General features: G+C 45.6%; 19 protein-coding genes and 1 tRNA gene. 3 read left to right on the forward strand and 17 right to left on the reverse strand.

The window, feature by feature from the left end; genetic code table 11:
* Positions 1 to 14: 14 nt before the first annotated feature.
* The 7 genes from prkA to queG form a co-directional block, all read right to left on the reverse strand.
* Complete coding sequence (prkA, locus tag ACVC9U_RS14315) at positions 15 to 1,910, reverse strand: serine/threonine protein kinase PrkA (RefSeq protein WP_441391193.1); 1,896 nt, start codon at positions 1,908 to 1,910, stop codon at positions 15 to 17.
* A 395-nt stretch (positions 1,911 to 2,305) separates the two neighbouring features.
* Positions 2,306 to 3,007 (reverse strand): hypothetical protein, encoded by a 702-nt coding sequence (locus ACVC9U_RS14320; RefSeq protein ID WP_075755412.1) that lies wholly within the window; start codon positions 3,005 to 3,007, stop codon positions 2,306 to 2,308.
* A 14-nt stretch (positions 3,008 to 3,021) separates the two neighbouring features.
* The gene (locus ACVC9U_RS14325) at positions 3,022 to 3,732 is read right to left on the reverse strand and encodes a polymer-forming cytoskeletal protein (RefSeq protein ID WP_075755410.1); all 711 of its coding nucleotides are present in this window, start codon (positions 3,730 to 3,732) and stop codon (positions 3,022 to 3,024) included.
* A gap of 14 nt (positions 3,733 to 3,746) precedes the next feature.
* The gene (locus tag ACVC9U_RS14330; protein WP_441391194.1) at positions 3,747 to 4,361 is read right to left on the reverse strand and encodes a YhbD family protein; all 615 of its coding nucleotides are present in this window, start codon (positions 4,359 to 4,361) and stop codon (positions 3,747 to 3,749) included.
* A gap of 99 nt (positions 4,362 to 4,460) precedes the next feature.
* Positions 4,461 to 4,934, reverse strand: coding sequence for a tRNA (uridine(34)/cytosine(34)/5-carboxymethylaminomethyluridine(34)-2'-O)-methyltransferase TrmL (gene trmL / locus ACVC9U_RS14335; protein WP_059231801.1), 474 nt, complete (start codon positions 4,932 to 4,934; stop codon positions 4,461 to 4,463).
* A gap of 47 nt (positions 4,935 to 4,981) precedes the next feature.
* Complete coding sequence (locus ACVC9U_RS14340) at positions 4,982 to 5,884, reverse strand: amidase domain-containing protein (protein ID WP_075755406.1); 903 nt, start codon at positions 5,882 to 5,884, stop codon at positions 4,982 to 4,984.
* A 63-nt stretch (positions 5,885 to 5,947) separates the two neighbouring features.
* Positions 5,948 to 7,096 (reverse strand): tRNA epoxyqueuosine(34) reductase QueG, encoded by a 1,149-nt coding sequence (gene queG / locus ACVC9U_RS14345; protein ID WP_075755404.1) that lies wholly within the window; start codon positions 7,094 to 7,096, stop codon positions 5,948 to 5,950.
* 80 nt (positions 7,097 to 7,176) lie between these two features.
* On the opposite strand from queG, the gene ACVC9U_RS14350 reads away from it, so the two are divergent.
* On the forward strand, positions 7,177 to 7,806 hold the full coding sequence (locus ACVC9U_RS14350; RefSeq protein ID WP_441391195.1) for a hypothetical protein: 630 nt from the start codon (positions 7,177 to 7,179) through the stop codon (positions 7,804 to 7,806).
* 109 nt (positions 7,807 to 7,915) lie between these two features.
* Here ACVC9U_RS14350 and ACVC9U_RS14355 read toward each other — a convergent pair.
* The 7 genes from ACVC9U_RS14355 to ACVC9U_RS14385 all read right to left on the reverse strand — a co-directional run bounded on the left by ACVC9U_RS14355 (position 7,916) and on the right by ACVC9U_RS14385 (position 12,186).
* Positions 7,916 to 7,989, reverse strand: a tRNA-Gly gene (locus ACVC9U_RS14355).
* Between the two features lie 143 nt (positions 7,990 to 8,132).
* Positions 8,133 to 8,402: a 30S ribosomal protein S14 gene (gene rpsN, locus ACVC9U_RS14360; RefSeq protein WP_023856470.1), complete on the reverse strand. Its 270-nt coding sequence runs from the start codon at positions 8,400 to 8,402 to the stop codon at positions 8,133 to 8,135.
* Between the two features lie 103 nt (positions 8,403 to 8,505).
* Positions 8,506 to 8,790, reverse strand: coding sequence for a hypothetical protein (locus ACVC9U_RS14365; protein WP_065643533.1), 285 nt, complete (start codon positions 8,788 to 8,790; stop codon positions 8,506 to 8,508).
* Positions 8,787 to 9,695, reverse strand: a complete 909-nt coding sequence (locus ACVC9U_RS14370) for a PqqD family protein (protein WP_065643534.1) — start codon at positions 9,693 to 9,695, stop codon at positions 8,787 to 8,789. Before ACVC9U_RS14370 ends, ACVC9U_RS14365 begins: the two co-directional genes overlap by 4 nt.
* Entirely contained in the window at positions 9,685 to 11,154 is a 1,470-nt protein-coding gene (locus ACVC9U_RS14375) for a hypothetical protein (protein WP_441391196.1), read from the reverse strand. The genes ACVC9U_RS14370 and ACVC9U_RS14375 overlap by 11 nt, the downstream gene beginning before the upstream one ends.
* Positions 11,120 to 11,866, reverse strand: a complete 747-nt coding sequence (locus ACVC9U_RS14380; RefSeq protein WP_165426467.1) for an ABC transporter ATP-binding protein — start codon at positions 11,864 to 11,866, stop codon at positions 11,120 to 11,122. The genes ACVC9U_RS14375 and ACVC9U_RS14380 overlap by 35 nt, the downstream gene beginning before the upstream one ends.
* 107 nt (positions 11,867 to 11,973) lie before the next feature.
* A complete protein-coding gene (locus ACVC9U_RS14385) occupies positions 11,974 to 12,186 on the reverse strand; it encodes a hypothetical protein (RefSeq protein ID WP_020450662.1) in 213 nt (70 codons plus the stop codon).
* Between the two features lie 549 nt (positions 12,187 to 12,735).
* Between ACVC9U_RS14385 and ACVC9U_RS14390 the strand changes: the two genes are divergently transcribed.
* Positions 12,736 to 12,942: a helix-turn-helix transcriptional regulator gene (locus ACVC9U_RS14390; RefSeq protein ID WP_441391197.1), complete on the forward strand. Its 207-nt coding sequence runs from the start codon at positions 12,736 to 12,738 to the stop codon at positions 12,940 to 12,942.
* Entirely contained in the window at positions 12,939 to 13,397 is a 459-nt protein-coding gene (locus ACVC9U_RS14395) for a hypothetical protein (RefSeq protein WP_441391198.1), read from the forward strand. Before ACVC9U_RS14390 ends, ACVC9U_RS14395 begins: the two co-directional genes overlap by 4 nt.
* A 29-nt stretch (positions 13,398 to 13,426) precedes the next feature.
* Here the strand turns inward: ACVC9U_RS14395 and ssuD are convergent, their stop codons facing one another.
* The 3 genes from ssuD to ACVC9U_RS14410 are packed head-to-tail and all read right to left on the reverse strand — an operon-like array spanning position 13,427 to position 16,394.
* Positions 13,427 to 14,557 carry an FMNH2-dependent alkanesulfonate monooxygenase gene (ssuD, locus tag ACVC9U_RS14400; RefSeq protein ID WP_441391199.1) on the reverse strand — a complete coding sequence of 377 codons (1,131 nt, stop codon included), beginning with the start codon at positions 14,555 to 14,557 and terminating at the stop codon, positions 13,427 to 13,429.
* 14 nt (positions 14,558 to 14,571) lie between these two features.
* Positions 14,572 to 15,408: an ABC transporter permease gene (locus ACVC9U_RS14405; RefSeq protein ID WP_165426465.1), complete on the reverse strand. Its 837-nt coding sequence runs from the start codon at positions 15,406 to 15,408 to the stop codon at positions 14,572 to 14,574.
* Positions 15,405 to 16,394, reverse strand: a complete 990-nt coding sequence (locus ACVC9U_RS14410; protein WP_441391200.1) for an aliphatic sulfonate ABC transporter substrate-binding protein — start codon at positions 16,392 to 16,394, stop codon at positions 15,405 to 15,407. The genes ACVC9U_RS14405 and ACVC9U_RS14410 overlap by 4 nt, the downstream gene beginning before the upstream one ends.
* Between the last annotated feature and the right edge of the window lie 12 nt (positions 16,395 to 16,406).

The raw sequence follows: 16,406 nt of genomic DNA on the forward strand, positions 1-16,406 counted from the left end.
GACGGGTCTTCAAGTTACCGGTTTAATAAGCTTCCTACATATTTTAAGAGTTCGTTTGCACTTGTCGAGTTGTAGCCGTGCTCATCAATGAGACGGGCGACGACCTCGTTGATTTTCTTGAGCTGCTGTTCGTCCGGCGTTTTTGTCGATGTCGTGATTTTGACGACATCTTTCAAGTCTGCGAACAGCTTTTTCTGAATGGCTTCTCTGAGCCGCTCATGCGAATTATAGTCAAACCGTTTCCCTTTTCTTGCATAGGCAGAAATACGAATAAGAATTTCTTCGCGGAATGCTTTTTTCGCATTTTCGGAAATGCCGATTTGTTCTTCGATTGACCTCATCAGCTTTTCATCCGGGTTCATCTCTTCTCCCGTCAGCGGATCGCGAAGCTTAATTTTATTGCAGTACGCTTCGACATTATCAAGATAATTGTCCATCAGCGTTTTCGCAGATTCCTCATAAGAGTATACAAACGCTTTTTGGACTTCTTTCTTCGCCATTTCGTCGTATTCTTTTCTGGCGGCGGAAATAAAGTTCAAATAACGCTCGCGGTCTTCTGCCGAAATCGACGGATGCTGGCTAAGCCCTTCTTTTAAAGAACGGAGGACATCGAGCGCATTGATCGATTCCATGTTTTTGCGGATGATCGTCGACGAGATCCGGTTGATGACATAGCGCGGATCGATTCCGCTCATTCCTTCGTCAGTGTATTCTTTTTTCAAATCCTCGACATCGACTGAATTGTAGCCTTCAACACTCTCTCCGTCATACAGCCTCATTTTTTTGACGAGATCAATGTCTGACCGCTTCGGCTCTTTCAGCCTCGTCAAAATCGAAAACATCGCGGCTACTTTTAGCGTGTGCGGCGCAATATGAACATCAGACACATCGCTTTCAGCGATCATTTTTTCATAAATTCTTTCTTCTTCTGATACTTTTAAATTATATGGAATCGGCATGACGATAATCCGCGAATGGAGCGCTTCGTTTTTCTTATTGGATATAAATGAACGGTATTCGGTTTCATTCGTGTGGGCTACGACCAATTCATCCGCTGAGATGAGCGCGAACCGGCCCGCTTTGAAATTCCCTTCCTGTGTAAGCGATAAAAGATGCCAGAGGAATTTTTCATCGCATTTCAGCATCTCCTGAAATTCCATCATTCCTCTGTTCGCTTTGTTTAATTCTCCGTCGAACCGGTATGCGCGCGGATCGGATTCCGATCCGTATTCGGCAATCGTCGAAAAATCAATGCTTCCCGTCAGATCGGCGATATCCTGCGATTTAGGGTCCGACGGACTGAACGTGCCGATCCCCGTCCGTTTATCCTCTGAAAAAAAGATTCTTTCAACCTTCACGTCTTCTATTCTTCCTCCGTATTCCTGTTCCAGCCTCATCATGTTCAACGGGGACAGGTTGCCTTGAATGCGGATGCCGTATTCATTGTAAAAATCGTCCCGCAGATGCTGGGGAATTAGATGAAGCGGATCTTCGTGCATTGGGCAGCCCTGAATCGCGTAGACAGCCCCTTCATCTGTAAGAGAGTATGCTTCAAGCCCCCTTTTCAGCATGGTGACCAAAGTCGACTTTCCCCCGCTGACAGGCCCCATCAAAAGCAGGATTCGTTTTCTGACATCAAGGCGCTTCGCGGCCGGATGAAAGTATTCTTCAACAAGGCGTTCCAATGGCTCTTCAAGACCAAACAGCTCTTTGTCAAAGAAGCTGTATACTTTTTTGCCGTCTTTCTCTTCAATGCCGCTGTCTTTAATCATATTGTAAACGCGGGAATGAGCAGATTGCGCGACAGTCGGATTTTCTTTTACGATTTCCAAATATTCAGCGAAGGTTCCTTCCCATTTCAGACGCTGCTCTCCCTCTCTATACTGTTCAATCTTTTTCAATATATCCATAAGAACCTCCTATTTGATGATAAATGCAAGGTGCCAAGTGAATCACTGTTACATTCACTCTATGCGGAGATGTCCCTTTAGATGCTTTTCTAAGAAAAATGAAATGCACTTTCCCCGAATTGACAAGGACGGAGCAAACCATTCATAATAAAAGCAGAAAAGTTCCGTCCGCAAGTGCTCCTGCGGTACGGCTGACCGCATCGGTGCAGATGACAACAAGGGAATAAGGATGAGGAGGGATTTTAATGAGAACGTTGATCATGATGGGGGTCATCCTCGCGTTCCTCGTATCCATTTTTACTGCCGGATACGAAAGCAAACCCGGCAAATAACATTCAAAAGAAAAAGGATGGCTCACTTTTGAAGCCATCCTTTTTTCGTAACATAACACTGTTTTATTCCTGTTGATCTTCATTCACTTCAGACTTAGGAGATACCCGGTAGCTGCTTTTGTATTCAACTTTCTCAATCTTGCATCCGGGCCCTATATGCACGCGGTTTCCCCTGACCATGCGGGCCTCCGTGTTTTCCAGGTAAATATCGTCTCCTTCAATTGTCCCTGCCGAGAGAAAACCTCCGTTTCTATTAAACAAGAGCCCGCGTTTTTTGACGACCTTAATATGCGTGCCGCCGATATCGCCAATCGAACTGTTTCCGAACTTTAAGCCGATGTCAATCGCGCCGGCGTTCAGCAGACCCTTTACATCCAGGCTGCCCGTCAGTGTAAAATCCTCTGCCTCACAATCGCCTCTTACGTTCAGCGCGCCTTTGACATCGCACGTTTCAGCCGCCATATTACCCCCGATATTGATAATGCCTTTTACGGCTGCATCGCTGATGTTGGCGTCCTCAGAAACATCCGCCGTCCCGTACACTCTGGCTTTGTCAGCTTTCAGCCTCCCCCGGATCTCTGTTTCCCCGTGTACACTAAAGCTTTTGATTGTCGCATCGCCTGACAATTCGCTTGTGCCGTGTGTACTGAATTTTTCACATTCAATGTTTCCTGTGATCGTTCCTTCACCTCTGATAAGAACATGATGGAATGATCCGCCTCCGGCATTTCCGGAGCCGTGTATTTTCAAGTCGTGTTTCTTCATGTCCTATCCCTCCGCTATATTTTCCTTTTCTCTCCGACTTTTGCCGTTTCCGCCACCTGGATATCTTCTTTATACTCAATCAGGCCGATATCGCAATTTTCGCCGATGATAACCGAATTGCCCCGGACAACTTTCGCGACCGTATTGGCGAGTTCAATTTGATCCCCTTCAATCAGCTCGGCAGACAGTCTCGGAGGAGAAATAAGCGGCGTTAAAAACGAGAACAGCTTCGATTGATGTGCAGTGCAGACGATCCGCCGGCAGCCGATTTCTTTCACTTTACTTTCACCGCCGTGAACCTTAATGTCGATTTGTTCCGCGTTTAAAAGCCCGTCGATTGTAAAATATCCTTCCGCAGAAAAATGTTCCACTTCGCAGTCTTTGCCGATTGACGTTTTTCCGCGAACGATTGCTTCGTCGCCTTTCACATGTCCGCTAATGCCGGCATAGCCTAAGACTTTAAGCTGTTCTGCTTCGACATCGCCATCCACCTTTGCAGAACCGTCGATTCTAACCTTGGAAGCTGCAATTGCGCCGTTTAGTTTGGCGTGGCCGCTGATTCTCAGCTCATCCGCTTTCACGTCTCCGTTTACAGTCCCGGTGCCGCTGCAGCTGAACCTTTCGCAGTCAATATCGCCGTTAATCGTTCCTTTGCCGTTTAATTCAACCGTTTGATACGTGCCTCCGCCTGAACTGCCAAATCCGTTTATCAATAAATTCTCCATCTTTGATCCTCCATTTACATGAATTTTGTTTTCAATTCTTCGCTGCTCGCCGCGAGATTAATGTCAGCGGCGACCTTGACTCCTTTTTCCAACACGATGCTGCCCTCGGTAATCAGACATGTTGCAACGCCGAGTTTCCGTAGCACAATCAGCCTCCCTTTGTTTTCCGCCTCGTGCGACATGATGACATCCAGCACCATTTTTCCTTCATCCAGGCTGATGTCGCCGGATTGGAGCAGGCCTTCCAGCACGTAAGCCGCAAGCGCTTCTGTCAGATTAAATGGATCATCGCGCTTTCCGGTGCATTCTTCAAAAAACGTCATAACCGCTTGTGAAACGATTTCTTTTTCAAGCAGCTCTCCGCGGCTCGCGCTAAGTTCGGTCAGACCGGGCGTAAACATTTCCGCCATTTCATCAAGGGAAAGATTTTCTTTCATGCTTTGAATGGTTTCGATTCTTTTTAAAATGTCTTCCTTCGGAAAAAACGTTTCTTGTCCGGTGAACGTCGATTTCCGGATAAACCACTCTTCCGGTATTAAATTTTTCCGTTTCCATCTGTAGAGCTGCCCATACGAGATCGAAGTCAAATCCAGCAGCTCTTTTTTTGAAATTAAATCATCCTGAACCATCTGTTTCAGCTCCTTTACACACATTGTAACATAACACTGTTACATTATAAAGCAAAAAAAGAAATCCCCTGTTAAAAGGGGCTCTTTCCCTGATGAAGCTTAAGTCAAATCTCTGTAATTCTGCTGGCGAAGCGCCTCATACACGAGAATTGCTGCAGTATTTGATAAGTTCAGTGATCTGACATGCTCTGTCATCGGCAGGCGCAGACAGCGATCCATGTTTTGTTCGATCAGCTCTTTCGGCAAGCCGTTCGTCTCTCTGCCGAAGACAAAGAAGTAATCTTCGTTTTGATCTGAATAATCAAATGAAGTGTGCGGTTTTTGACCGAATTTTGTAATGAAGAAAAAACGGCCGTCAGGATGAGCATTAAACAATTCATCCAATGAGTCGTGGTAGACGACATTGACAAATTCCCAATAATCAAGACCTGCCCGCTTGAGCATTTTATCGTCGGTTGAAAAGCCGAGCGGTCTGATTAAATGAAGCGTTGTATCTGTTGCTGCACAAGTCCGTGCGATATTTCCTGTGTTTGCAGGAATTTCTGGTTGATATAGTACGACATGCAATGCCAAAAGTATTCACCTCTGTTTTTCTGATCCGCTGTTTATTATACCACTCATTACGATTTTGTCGTATCATCTGATATATGAAAAAACGCATATCGAATCGATGAAGTATAAGCAGGCGAATCCTCGTAAGACCAGTACCTCATCCGACAGTCGTGCGTTTGCGCGTTCACCAGCGGCATATTGCTTTTATCCTTTGCCGTCACAAGAGCCACGTGGTCAAATCTTCCGTCTCCGTTAAAATCATAGCAGATGACATCGCCTTCGATCAGCTCTTTCGCGGCCCGCTTTTGAACCGCTCGAAGGCCGGCTTTTGACTGCTTCAAAAAGGTTCTGAGCGAATGAGCGACAGTCCAGCTGTAACTCCAGGAATGGTTTTGCATCCACCAGCCTTTGCCTCTGTTCGGATAGCCGCGCATCGGCGCATCTCCGGCCCTTATGCACTGGGAAATAAAGTTTGTGCAATTGTCTTCAAAGTTTTTGTAAGCGGGATTTCGTTTATTCCAATACGTTTCCGCATAGCGCACCGCGGCCAGCCGGTCATAGCGGAACGCCCTTCCCAGCAATTCGCGCATATCATCATTGCCGCTTTCAGGCTCTGGATAAGACTGTGCGGCCGGACGCGGGGTCTCGGAGTCTGTGATGACCATCTGATCGTACAAAAGGGCGTTTCTGTCTTCCATATGTTCTTCCATATACATATCATCCCCGTCTTTGCATAAGTATGCGGTATGGGTTTGATAGTTCACATGTGACGCGCCGTCTTCATCAAGCCAAAGCTCTTTTACAGCTGCTTTCATATTGGCCTTCACGATCTGCACGCCGCGTTTTTGAAAAAGCCTCCGCTTCCGTTCAATGACTTCAAAACCCCCGGCATCCCGCCAGTTTGTTTCATCATTGCCGTTGATTAAGTAATGAAGTCTGGCTTTCAGGAGCTGCTCGATGATCTGTTTCAAGGGCTACACCACCATATGTTTGTTAATTCATTTCTCATCATTAAACATATGTCAGGACAGCCCTCAATTAGTCGCACTCGTTTCTTTTAAAAGACCGATGCCTTTTTGGATTTCAGCTATTGCTTCTTCATCCTGCTCGTGCGCGAGCGCGCGCTCCAATTCACCCATCACATCCGCTCCGCCGATCTTTCCGACCGCCCATGCGGCGGTTCCCCTGATGACCGGCCGCGGATCTTTGTGCATCAGCTCAATCAGTTCAGGGAGAGCGTCCGTTTCTTTAAAATGGGCAAGTGCGATAATCGCATTTCTCTGAATCGGCTTTTTGCCTCTCCATGAGCCGGCCACGTGGCCGAATTTTTCTTTAAATTCGCGATTCGACATCGTCAGAAGCGGTTTTAACAGCGGCTTGGCAATCTCAGGGTCCGGCTCCATTTCAGGATGCAGATGAAAATCGACCCCTTTATTTTTCGGGCATACCATCTGGCACGTATCACAGCCGTAGATCCTGTTTCCGATTTTCGTACGGAACTCGTCGGGCAGAAAACCTTTTGTCTGCGTCTGAAAAGCGATGCAGCGCTGGGAGTTGAGCTGCCCGGGGTTGACGAGCGCACCGGTCGGGCATGCCTCGATACATTTGTTGCATGAGCCGCATTGATCTTCGATTCTCTCATCAGGCTCGAACGGAATATTCGTAATCATTTCCGCCAAGTAAACGTAAGACCCGAATTCAGGCGTAATGATCATGCAGTTCTTTCCGCTCCAGCCGATGCCCGCGCGCTCTGCAACAGCTCTGTCCGACAGCTCACCGGTGTCAACCATCGATTTCGTTCTGACATCGCTGCGCTGCGCTTTCAAAAATTCTTCCAGCTGATCAAGCTTTTCCCGCAGGACATGATGATAATCCTTTCCCCAGGAAGCTCTGCAAAAGATGCCCCTCCGTTCGCCTTTCTTGCTTCTCGGCGCATCTTTCATTTTTGAAGGGTAAGCAAGGGCGATGGCGATGATCGATTTCGCCTTCGGCAAAAGCAGATCCGGGTTCGTTCGCTTTTCAAGATCGGGTTCTTCAAAGCCTGATTCATAGCCAAGGGCCCGGTTCTCAATCAATCGTTCTTTTAAGGTTTCAAATGTATCTGCACTGGCGAACCGGATTTTATCGATGCCGATTTCCTGTGCGAATTCGATGACATCCTGTTTCAGTTTTTTCACATCCATCGTGCAGAGCCTCCTTTCTTTGTTTTCGTTTTCGCTCTCTGTATAATAGAGTGTACCATGACACGGGAGATGAATTTAAATTGGAACTTCGTTTGCAAATCGCGCCTGCTATTTTAAACCGCATTCCTTCATTTAAGGTTGGCGCTGTGTTATATCAAGGAATTGAGATCACCGGCTCCCCGCAAATGCTCAAAGGCCGGCTCCGCCTTTTTCAGGAATCCCTGTTTTTCGACTATGCCGATCGAAGTCCCGAAGATGAATCGGCCGTAAAAGAATGGCATGATGCCTTCCGGGAGCTGAACCCGTCTTTTTCAGGCCGGGAAAGCGGACTCGAACGGATGCTGGAAGACATCAAAGAACAGCGCTTTGCCGAGCCGGAAAATTCAGCGGTTGATCTGAGCCGTTTTTTCTCTCTCAAATATTTGATACCGGTTCATATATATGATGCCCGGAAATTAAACGGTCCGATCAAAATCGAACCCGGAAGTCCGGGCGAGATCATCACATTCTCCGATGATGCTGGAACATTCGGTACGATCACCGAAAACATCAGCCTTCATCATGCAGAAACGGAAACAAAAGATGCCTTGCAGCTCGTCTTTTTCAGGCCTTCATTATCTATAGAAGAATCCCGCCGCCTGCTCGAGTCTTTGACAAAAATGTTCGAACAAATTCACTGCGGCAAACACATCTCAGCCGTCTTTCCTTAAAAACCTGTTCTTTAAAGAGAGCAGGTTTTTTACGATGATTTCATACATGAAAAAACGCAATGCTTCGTTTAATCTGAGAAACGAAACACTGCGTTATAAACAGTATGTATGGAGCGGGTGATGGGAATCGAACCCACGACATCAGCTTGGAAGGCTGAGGTTTTACCACTAAACTACACCCGCATATGATCTCTAAAAACAACATCATCGTTTTGACTTTTATTATGTTACACGTTTATTAAAATTTCGTCAAGGGTATATTAAAAATTTGTCGAAAAAAAGCCGCCGATATGAACATCGGCAACTTTTTTCCGGACATTGACAGATTACCAGCTGGATTTCTTCACACCTGGAACCTGGCCTTTATATGCTAACTCTCTGAACGCGATCCGCGACATTTTAAACTTTCTCATATACCCTCTCGGCCTTCCGGTCACTTCGCAGCGGTTATGCAGCCTTGATGGAGCCGAGTCGCGCGGAAGCTTGCTCAAAGCTCTGTAATCGCCTTTTTCTTTTAGTTCTTTTCTGAGTTCCGCATATTGTTCAACAAGCTTTTGACGCTTTTTTTCTTTAGCAATTTTTGATTTCTTGGCCACTCTGAGTATCCTCCTCTTTATAAAACGTAATAATTACGATTTAAATTTATCACAACCCGTCTGCCGATGCAAATAAAAAAAGCCTGCCTCAACAAGCAAGCTTTTAAGATTCACCCTTTTTTTTCTGATAAATTGATGAAATCGCGGCCGTTATCATAAAAATGCCGATAAACAGCCCGATCATAATGAAGAAAAAGTTTGGCTTCACCTGGAATGAAAAAGCCGATTCGCTCTCCATGACAAACGACAAACTGTTAAACAGGATATCGTTGCTCGTTTGATTTGAAAAAAGATGATAAAACAAAAGCGCAGCCGCAAGCATCGGAAATGCGAGAAAGCTTGAGAAACTGGCAAAGATCAGCCCCTGCTTTAAAGAGTTTGTATTCATGATGATTTACCTCCAATTCCTCTGATCATCAACTGTTTCATAATCGACTTTCCGTCACCCATAAACGGAAGCAGATACATCATATGCAGAGCATAAGTGGAAAAGAACAGAAGCATGCCGACCGAGACCGCGTTTTCCTGAAGAAAAAAGATCGTAAACAGCACGCCGGCTATTCCGAGCACCCCTGGTATAAGCGGCCCCAACGCCGTAATCCAAATCGACTTTTTATCATACGGCGATATGACAGGCCTGATAAATTTGACGGACATCATATCAGCCGCTAAAAACCCTTGAGGCCCGTTTTTCCCGACAAATTTCCGGTGCGCGATGCCGTGCACCACTTCATGAAGCGCTGTGCCGGTGATCAACCCGAAATAGATGACGGAAAAATATGCGGCGATGCTGATGATTGAACCGTCCGGAACGAAAATGTAAGCCGAAAGCGACAACAGCAAAAAGACGAGCCAGAAAACAATGATTTTTTTAGAAATCACATGAAGAAATTTCATGTACAAAAACAGAAATGAATCAGAATCGCTTGAGAACCTTTCCTTGTAGCGAATATGGTACTGGCCGAAAAACTGATAGAGAAAACCGAGGAAAGACGGGCGTTCGCCATACTTCCAATTGATTAAATAATTGCGGTTGAGCCCTGTCAGCAATTGGTGCAAATCCTTTAGCAACACCTCTTCACTGACGCGAAAGACGCCGGCAAGATCCCCGGCTATCTCCAGTTCGTCTTTTTTTCCGTCAACTTCTTTCAGCATTTGATAGGCTGTCGGATTGATGGGAAAATCCGCATCGAGATCGCGATCTGAAATATGCTTCCGATCCAGCTTCACATGCTCTGGAAAATAGGGGATTTTTTTGATTCCGACCAGTGCTTTCAACATCCTAATGATCATAATGGTACCTCCATTTAAACCCTCCGTATAACAGCAGGCTCAGCAGTAATTCGAGACACGGTATGAAAAACAGCAGCGCTTCGCCCGTGACTTTATCGACCGCATAATTCACGATGAAAAACAGCGGGATCATAAAGATGAGGAGCATTCCGAAAGAGAAGATCCCCATATAAGGGTTGTTGCGGTCAAGCGGAAAAATAATGCCTGCTAAATAGAACATCGCAATCGCGTTTAACAGCACGGCAATCGTCTTGACAAAGACCGCAAAGCTCTCCGGAAAAGTCCACGTCAACACGGAAAACAAGCAGAGTTGAATGAGACCAAGCGCACACAGCCCGAGATACTTTGACCACAAAACCGTTGTGATTTTCAAGTGCATCGCCTTGTACACCTGCATCATCCGCAGATCATTCCCATATGAATTGAAGGCGATGATGCCTGTCAAGCCTCCAAGCACCAAATAGCTCTCCCCGGTAAATCCGAACTGAAATTTGTATTTTAAAAAGCATAGAGCCAAAAGTAAAAAAATGAAGTTTAAAATATTTTCTTCATTTCTGGCCTGTGATTTTATTTCTTTCACCGCCAAAGACAGCGGTTTTGACGACGGGATTTTAATAAATGAAAACAGTTTGGATGATTTTTTTTCAGTGAGGATCGGCACAACATTCAGCGACATAAACGAAGCAGTTACTGCGGCTGCCAAGATCAGCACCACCAGTATGATTCCGGCGCCTGCCGACTGACCGTTCAGCACGAGAAACAGCGGCGCTGCAAAATACGTCAGATTATAATCAAAGGTTGAATAAGCGTTCTGAATCTTCCCCATATCAAAAGAGGTGAATCCGTAAATAACAGCTAATACGACAAGAACAAACATTGAAAAAAATTTTTGCAGCGGAAAACCGAATTTCAAGATCACCATATACACCAGGTTATAAACAAGGTTGAGAAGCGAAAAGAAAAAAATGATCTGCACAAAAAGCAGGGCAAAAAACGTAAAAGCAAACCAAAAGCCTACACCGCTGGCGACAAAATTCGGAATCAGCAGAATAGACATGATAAACAGGACAAGGAATGAAACCGCACCGGCAAACGGAATAAAATATCCGAGACTCCTCTCGAAAGCCGTCAGCGGGAACCAGCTCAGCTGCATGGAGAAGCTGTTCTGTTCAGGCGTCCTTACTTTAAATAAAATGAAGAAAACAAACGTAAAAATCGAGACGTTCATGAACATTGAAATCACGAACAACCCGAGTGAGCGAATGTCTCCATTCAGAAAAGCGCTTAAAAACATTCCCGTAAAGCTGTAGCCAATGATGCTCCCCATCGCAACCGCCAAAATTAAAAAAAGAGCGGCGATCATTTTTTTGGTGCCGGTATTTAAGAGCTTGCCCATTTCCTTCTGCCACATTTTCAGCATCATTTTAGAAATTTCGAATGATTTGATCAAAATGCGCACCCCTATCACTCAGCATCGAAGCTTTCAAGAACACTTCTTCAAGCGAATTACTGTTGTATTTAGCCTTTAATTCTTTGACTTTTCCTTCATCCATCTTGACGCCTTTGGAAATAATCGCAATTTTATCGCACAATTCTTCCGCAGAAAGCATGTCATGAGTCGCAAGCAGTATCGACCCTTGTGTGGCCGCATAGCGCTTCATCAGCTTTTTCGTATTGATGACCGCTTCTATATCGAGCCCGCGAAACGGCTCATCCATAATGACAAATTCGCTCTCCAGCATAAAAGCAGCGATCAGCTGCGTCTTTTTTTTCATTCCGTGTGAGTACGTTTCAATCGGCTCCTGCAAAGCCTCTTTCATATCGAAAAGCTCAATTAATTGTCTCCGCTTTTCATTTGATGTACAATTATACATAGAAGAAACAAAATCCAAATATTCGGCAGCTGAAAGGGCATCAGGCAAAAGCAGTTCATCGGGAACATACGCCAGCTTTTGCTTGAATTCCGCCGTCGTGTTCGGCAGGTCATCCAAAAGAATGGTTCCTTCGCCAGGCGTAATGATTCCTAAAATGGAATTAATGATCGACGTCTTTCCTGAACCGTTCGGACCCGCTATCGCGACAATCTGATTTTTTTCAATCTTTATTTGAAACCCGCTAACGGCAGTCACATTGTTTTTATATGTTTTAGATAGGTTATCTATAATAAACATAATGCCTCCAGGGTATGATTAATGTCAGGAAGAGCTTAACCGTCCCCCACAGACGGTTAAGCCTCATCAAATATGTCTCTTGTTGTGAACAGATACTTTAAGTATGGCTATTTCCTACATTCAATGTTGACTTTCAAACCGCTGACCCATTGGACGGATCCTGTGAAGCTGCCGTTTCCGTTAACTACACACCATACAGCGGCGCCAAGAACAACAGTTGCGCCAAGTGCCAAAAGCACTGCAACAAACACCAAGAACCAAGCCTGATCTTCGATCGACGGATTGACAGAATAGTCAACCTGAGGTGCTGCGTATGTCATTTTTCCCCCTCCTTTCTATCAAGTAACCAAAGAGTAACATATCCAAAATCATACTGAAATCTATGAATTTTCCTATTTCATAAACACTACGTTCCAACTATTTATTTAAGGATCTCTCGGTTTTTCAACCTAATGGCCCACGCTTTTCGGCTTGGCAGAAAAGATGAAAGCCCCATTTCCCCTTTATGATGTCTTTATAATCTTTTTGTCTTATTTCCCCTCCTTCTTTCTCTCTCATTTTTTCTTTTTATAAATCTGGTGTCTTTCAAGGATGTTAAGAAAAAAGAACCGGTTAATGAGACCCTCTTTATCCTGAAATCCAAATCCTAAAATACTCTCAAAGTCCCCTTTTTCAAAAAGCGAGATGATTCTATTTTACCTATTCCATTTCTGTTAATTTTATGTATAAATTTAAATGTTACAGTTAATAACCTGCCGATCCTAGATCAAAAGATGTTGATTGTATTGTAAAATCAAGTTAACATTATGTCAAACCCATTTAACAATATGTCAAATATACTATATAAACGAAGAATTGCAGGTGGTAGGATGAACAACAGGGTTAGAGAATTGAGAGCAAGGTACGGGTATTCACAGGAAGCCCTTGCAAATGCGATCGGGGTTACAAGGCAGACAGTTGCAGCCATTGAAAAAGGCAATTACATCCCGTCGCTTCTTTTGGCTTTGAAAATTTGCAAGGAATTTCAATTAAAAATGGAAGACGTATTTTGGTTAGAGGGAGGCAAACACGAATGAATATGATAACACGAACTTTCTTTCACATCCTTCTGTTCGGACTCGCATGCTGGACGTTTATAACCTTTTTTCACACATCGGAACAAATCGCCAAAAGCCTGAAAACAAATGCTTCAGAGCTCCATTTTGTTTTTAATCTGATTCCCATCCTTCTCTTTGGGCTCGTGCTTTCGATTTACACATACTTGGAGAAAAAAAGCGGTTCACGCAAGCAGCGCTTTATGCTCGTCCCTGACGAATTTAAAGAACAGGATGAAAGAGAACAGATGATTACCGCAAAAGCATGCAGAACATCTTATATCGTGCTGTATATGGCGATGCCAGTCGCAGCGCTTCTATTGATCTTTTATCCGTTTTTCCAAGTCAGGATCCCGTATTTTCCGATCATCGTCATCTTTGTGCTGATCATTATTCAGCATCTTTCGTATATGTTTTCATTTTATAAAAACAGATAAAAAACTCCAGAATGTCTGGAGTTTTTTATTTAAATCGTTCTTTCCTTTTGCCTCGTCGGAAAATGGTCATTTCCGATGACTTCGCCTGACGCCTTTCTTTGAAGTTTCGGGCGAAACGGAAGGAGCGGAAAGACCTTTTCGGCAAAATGGTACGCTTCTTCAAGATGAGGATAACCTGAGAAGATAAAGGATTCGATGCCGAGGTCAGCATATTCTTTTATCCGGCTGGCCACCGTTTCCGGATCACCGACGAGTGCTGTCCCCGCTCCGCCTCTGACCAGTCCGATGCCCGCCCAGAGATTCGGGCTGATCTCAAGATCGGTTCTGTTTCCCTGATGAAGCTGAACCATCCTCTTTTGCCCTGATGAATCCGTCCGTTTCATCGCGTTTTGGGCTGCGGCAATCGTTTCATCATCCAAGTGGCTGATCAGTCTATTTGCCGCCTGCCACGCCTCTTGTTCCGTCTCTCTGACGATGACGTGCAGTCTGATTCCAAAACGGACGGTTCTCCCTTCTTTTTCAGCCTGTCTTTTGACAGATTGGATTTTTTCTTTAACGAGATGGGGCGGCTCTCCCCATGTCAAATAGACATCCGCGTGTTTGGCGGCAGTCTCCTGCCCGGCCTTTGACGAGCCGCCAAAATAAATCGGCGGATGAGGGTGTTGGGCGGGCGGAAAGAGCAAGCGGCCGTTTTCGGTCTTCAAGTGTTTCCCCGAATAGCTGACAGTCTCGCCTTTTAAAAGCGACCGCCAGATGTCGAGAAACTCATTTGTCGCTTCATACCGTTCATCATGGCTGATAAACAGGCCGTCGCCGGCTAATTCATACGGATCCCCGCCGGCGACCACATTGATAAGGAGTCTACCCTCCGCAAGCCGGTCGAATGTGGAAGCCATCCGCGCCGCAACCGACGGCTGCATCAAACCGGGTCTTACAGCGACTAAAAACTTCAGATTTTTCGTGACTGGCGCCAGAGCGGCGGCGGTAATCCACGGATCTTCGCACGATCTTCCCGTCGGCAGAAGAACCCCTGTATACCCAAGCCTGTCAGCCGCTTGCGCTACCTGCTGAAAATAGGTGTGATCTGCGGCTCTTCCTCCCGTGTCTGTGCCAAGATAACGTCCGTCGCCATGAGTAGGAATAAACCATAAAATGTCCAAAAAGATCCTCCCCTTTACTTTTGATTACCTTGATAGCTGTTTCTCCAGCCAAGGCACTTTTTCTCCAGAATTCTGACGAATGAATCCGTCAGCTTGCCGACGGCTGCGAAAATCAAAATTCCGACAAACACCTTATCGGTTTGTGAAAACTGTCTGGCATCCATAATCATATAGCCGACTCCCGCGCTTGATCCCATCAGCTCGGCAACAACAAGGCCCAGCCACGAAACACCGAGCGACAGGCGGATGCCTAAGAGGATGTTCGGGAGCGATGCGGGAAGAATCAGCTTTGTCACCTGCTTCAGCCAATGGAACTCCAATACTCTCGCCACATCGAACAGTTTCGAATCAACGCCCCTGATCCCTGAAAATGTGTTGATATATACCGGGAAGAATGCGCCGAGCGCGATCAAGAGCACTTTTGACAGTTCGTCGAAACCGAACCATAAAATAAACAGCGGCGTGACGGCGAGATGCGGAACGGTTCTCAGCATTTGCAGAGAGGGATCGAGATAATCCTCGGCGATTTTTGAAAACCCGATCACAAGACCCAGCAGGAGCCCGAGTCCGGCCCCCAGGCAAAAGCCGAGCGCGGCGCGCTGAATGCTGATGCCTAAATGAGTGAAAAGCTCTCCTGATACGATAAGATCCCGACATGTAAGCAGTATATCTAAAGGGGCCGGAAGCACGGTTTTTGATATGAGCTCAAATGACCCGACAAGCTGCCATAATAAAATCAATATCACAGGTAATACAATTCCCTTCCCCCAAGCCAGCCGAAAAGCGGCCGGTCTCAGTTTTGCGCCTGCTTTCGGCTGGATCGAGGGGGTGCTTGATGAAACAGCCCTCATTTGTCATCTCCCCCTTTCAGCGCTTTTTTAATAAATGAATTGTCAACCACTTCTTTTACATCAATCTCTTTGTTAATCGCTTTTAATTTGTATTGAAAATCGGCAGACTGCTGCTGCGTTTCAATAATGCGGTCTGTGATCGGTTCATTTAACGGTTCGGTGTTATTCAGCACGTTTTCAACGACCTTTTTGTCAAGATTTTTAATTTTCGCGTACGCTTCAACCGCTTCTTTCTTATGTTTTTTATGCCATTTCACAGCCTTGTCATACACCTTCAGAAAACGGATCACCTCATCCGGATACTTCTCAGCAAATTCGCTTCGTACAAGCGTAAAACCCGGGGAATACTTGTCGATTTGTTCCCCGTCAACCAATATTTCCGCGTCACTTTTGATCGTCTTAAGGGACAAAAACGGCTCCCAAATCGACCATGCATCAATCGCGCCGCTGTCAAATGCCGGCATGGCTTCGTCAGGCTGAAGCTGAATGATGTTGACGTCTGTTGGCTCTAAACCTGCTTTATCAATCACTTTATACAGAAAATCGAACCCGCTGCTGCCTTTTGCCACCGCCACCTTCTTTCCTTTCAAATCTTTTACCTCATCGATGCCGCTCCCTTTTTTCACAAGAATGCCGTTCGCCTTTAAACCGTCTTGCGAAAGACCGATTTCTTTAAAATCAATGCCGGCCGCCTGCCCTGCGATCACCGGTGAATTTCCGACTTGGGAAAAATCAAGTTTACCTGCGGCAAGACCTTCAAACTGCGGCGGACCGCTTTGAAACTCTGTCCATTTCACTTGAATCCCTTCTTTTGCGAACTCTTTTTCAAACCAGCCTTTTTCTTTCGCAAGGAGCAACGGGCTTAAGCTTTGCTGCACTCCGATGTTGATCTCTTTTAAATCTCCGCCCCCTCCGCTTGATTGGGCTGCTGAACAGCCCGCAAGAAGCATCAGGCAGCCCAGCATATACAACGGCCATTTTTTCACGTTTTTCCGCTC

This window comes from Bacillus sp. GM2, from assembly GCF_056155945.1.

Excerpts from the sequence above, each read along its gene's own strand:
- prkA (WP_441391193.1), bottom strand. The coding sequence starts at position 1,910 with ATGGATATATTGAAAAAGATTGAACAGTATAGAGAGGGAGAGCAGCGT.
- ACVC9U_RS14320 (WP_075755412.1), bottom strand. The coding sequence starts at position 3,007 with ATGAAGAAACACGACTTGAAAATACACGGCTCCGGAAATGCCGGAGGC.
- ACVC9U_RS14325 (WP_075755410.1), bottom strand. The coding sequence starts at position 3,732 with ATGGAGAATTTATTGATAAACGGATTTGGCAGTTCAGGCGGAGGCACG.
- ACVC9U_RS14330 (WP_441391194.1), bottom strand. The coding sequence starts at position 4,361 with ATGGTTCAGGATGATTTAATTTCAAAAAAAGAGCTGCTGGATTTGACT.
- queG (WP_075755404.1), bottom strand. The coding sequence starts at position 7,096 with ATGGATGTGAAAAAACTGAAACAGGATGTCATCGAATTCGCACAGGAA.
- ACVC9U_RS14365 (WP_065643533.1), bottom strand. The coding sequence starts at position 8,790 with ATGAATACAAACTCTTTAAAGCAGGGGCTGATCTTTGCCAGTTTCTCA.
- ACVC9U_RS14370 (WP_065643534.1), bottom strand. The coding sequence starts at position 9,695 with ATGATCATTAGGATGTTGAAAGCACTGGTCGGAATCAAAAAAATCCCC.
- ACVC9U_RS14380 (WP_165426467.1), bottom strand. The coding sequence starts at position 11,866 with ATGTTTATTATAGATAACCTATCTAAAACATATAAAAACAATGTGACT.
- ACVC9U_RS14385 (WP_020450662.1), bottom strand. The coding sequence starts at position 12,186 with ATGACATACGCAGCACCTCAGGTTGACTATTCTGTCAATCCGTCGATC.
- ACVC9U_RS14390 (WP_441391197.1), top strand. The coding sequence starts at position 12,736 with ATGAACAACAGGGTTAGAGAATTGAGAGCAAGGTACGGGTATTCACAG.
- ACVC9U_RS14395 (WP_441391198.1), top strand. The coding sequence starts at position 12,939 with ATGAATATGATAACACGAACTTTCTTTCACATCCTTCTGTTCGGACTC.
- ACVC9U_RS14405 (WP_165426465.1), bottom strand. The coding sequence starts at position 15,408 with ATGAGGGCTGTTTCATCAAGCACCCCCTCGATCCAGCCGAAAGCAGGC.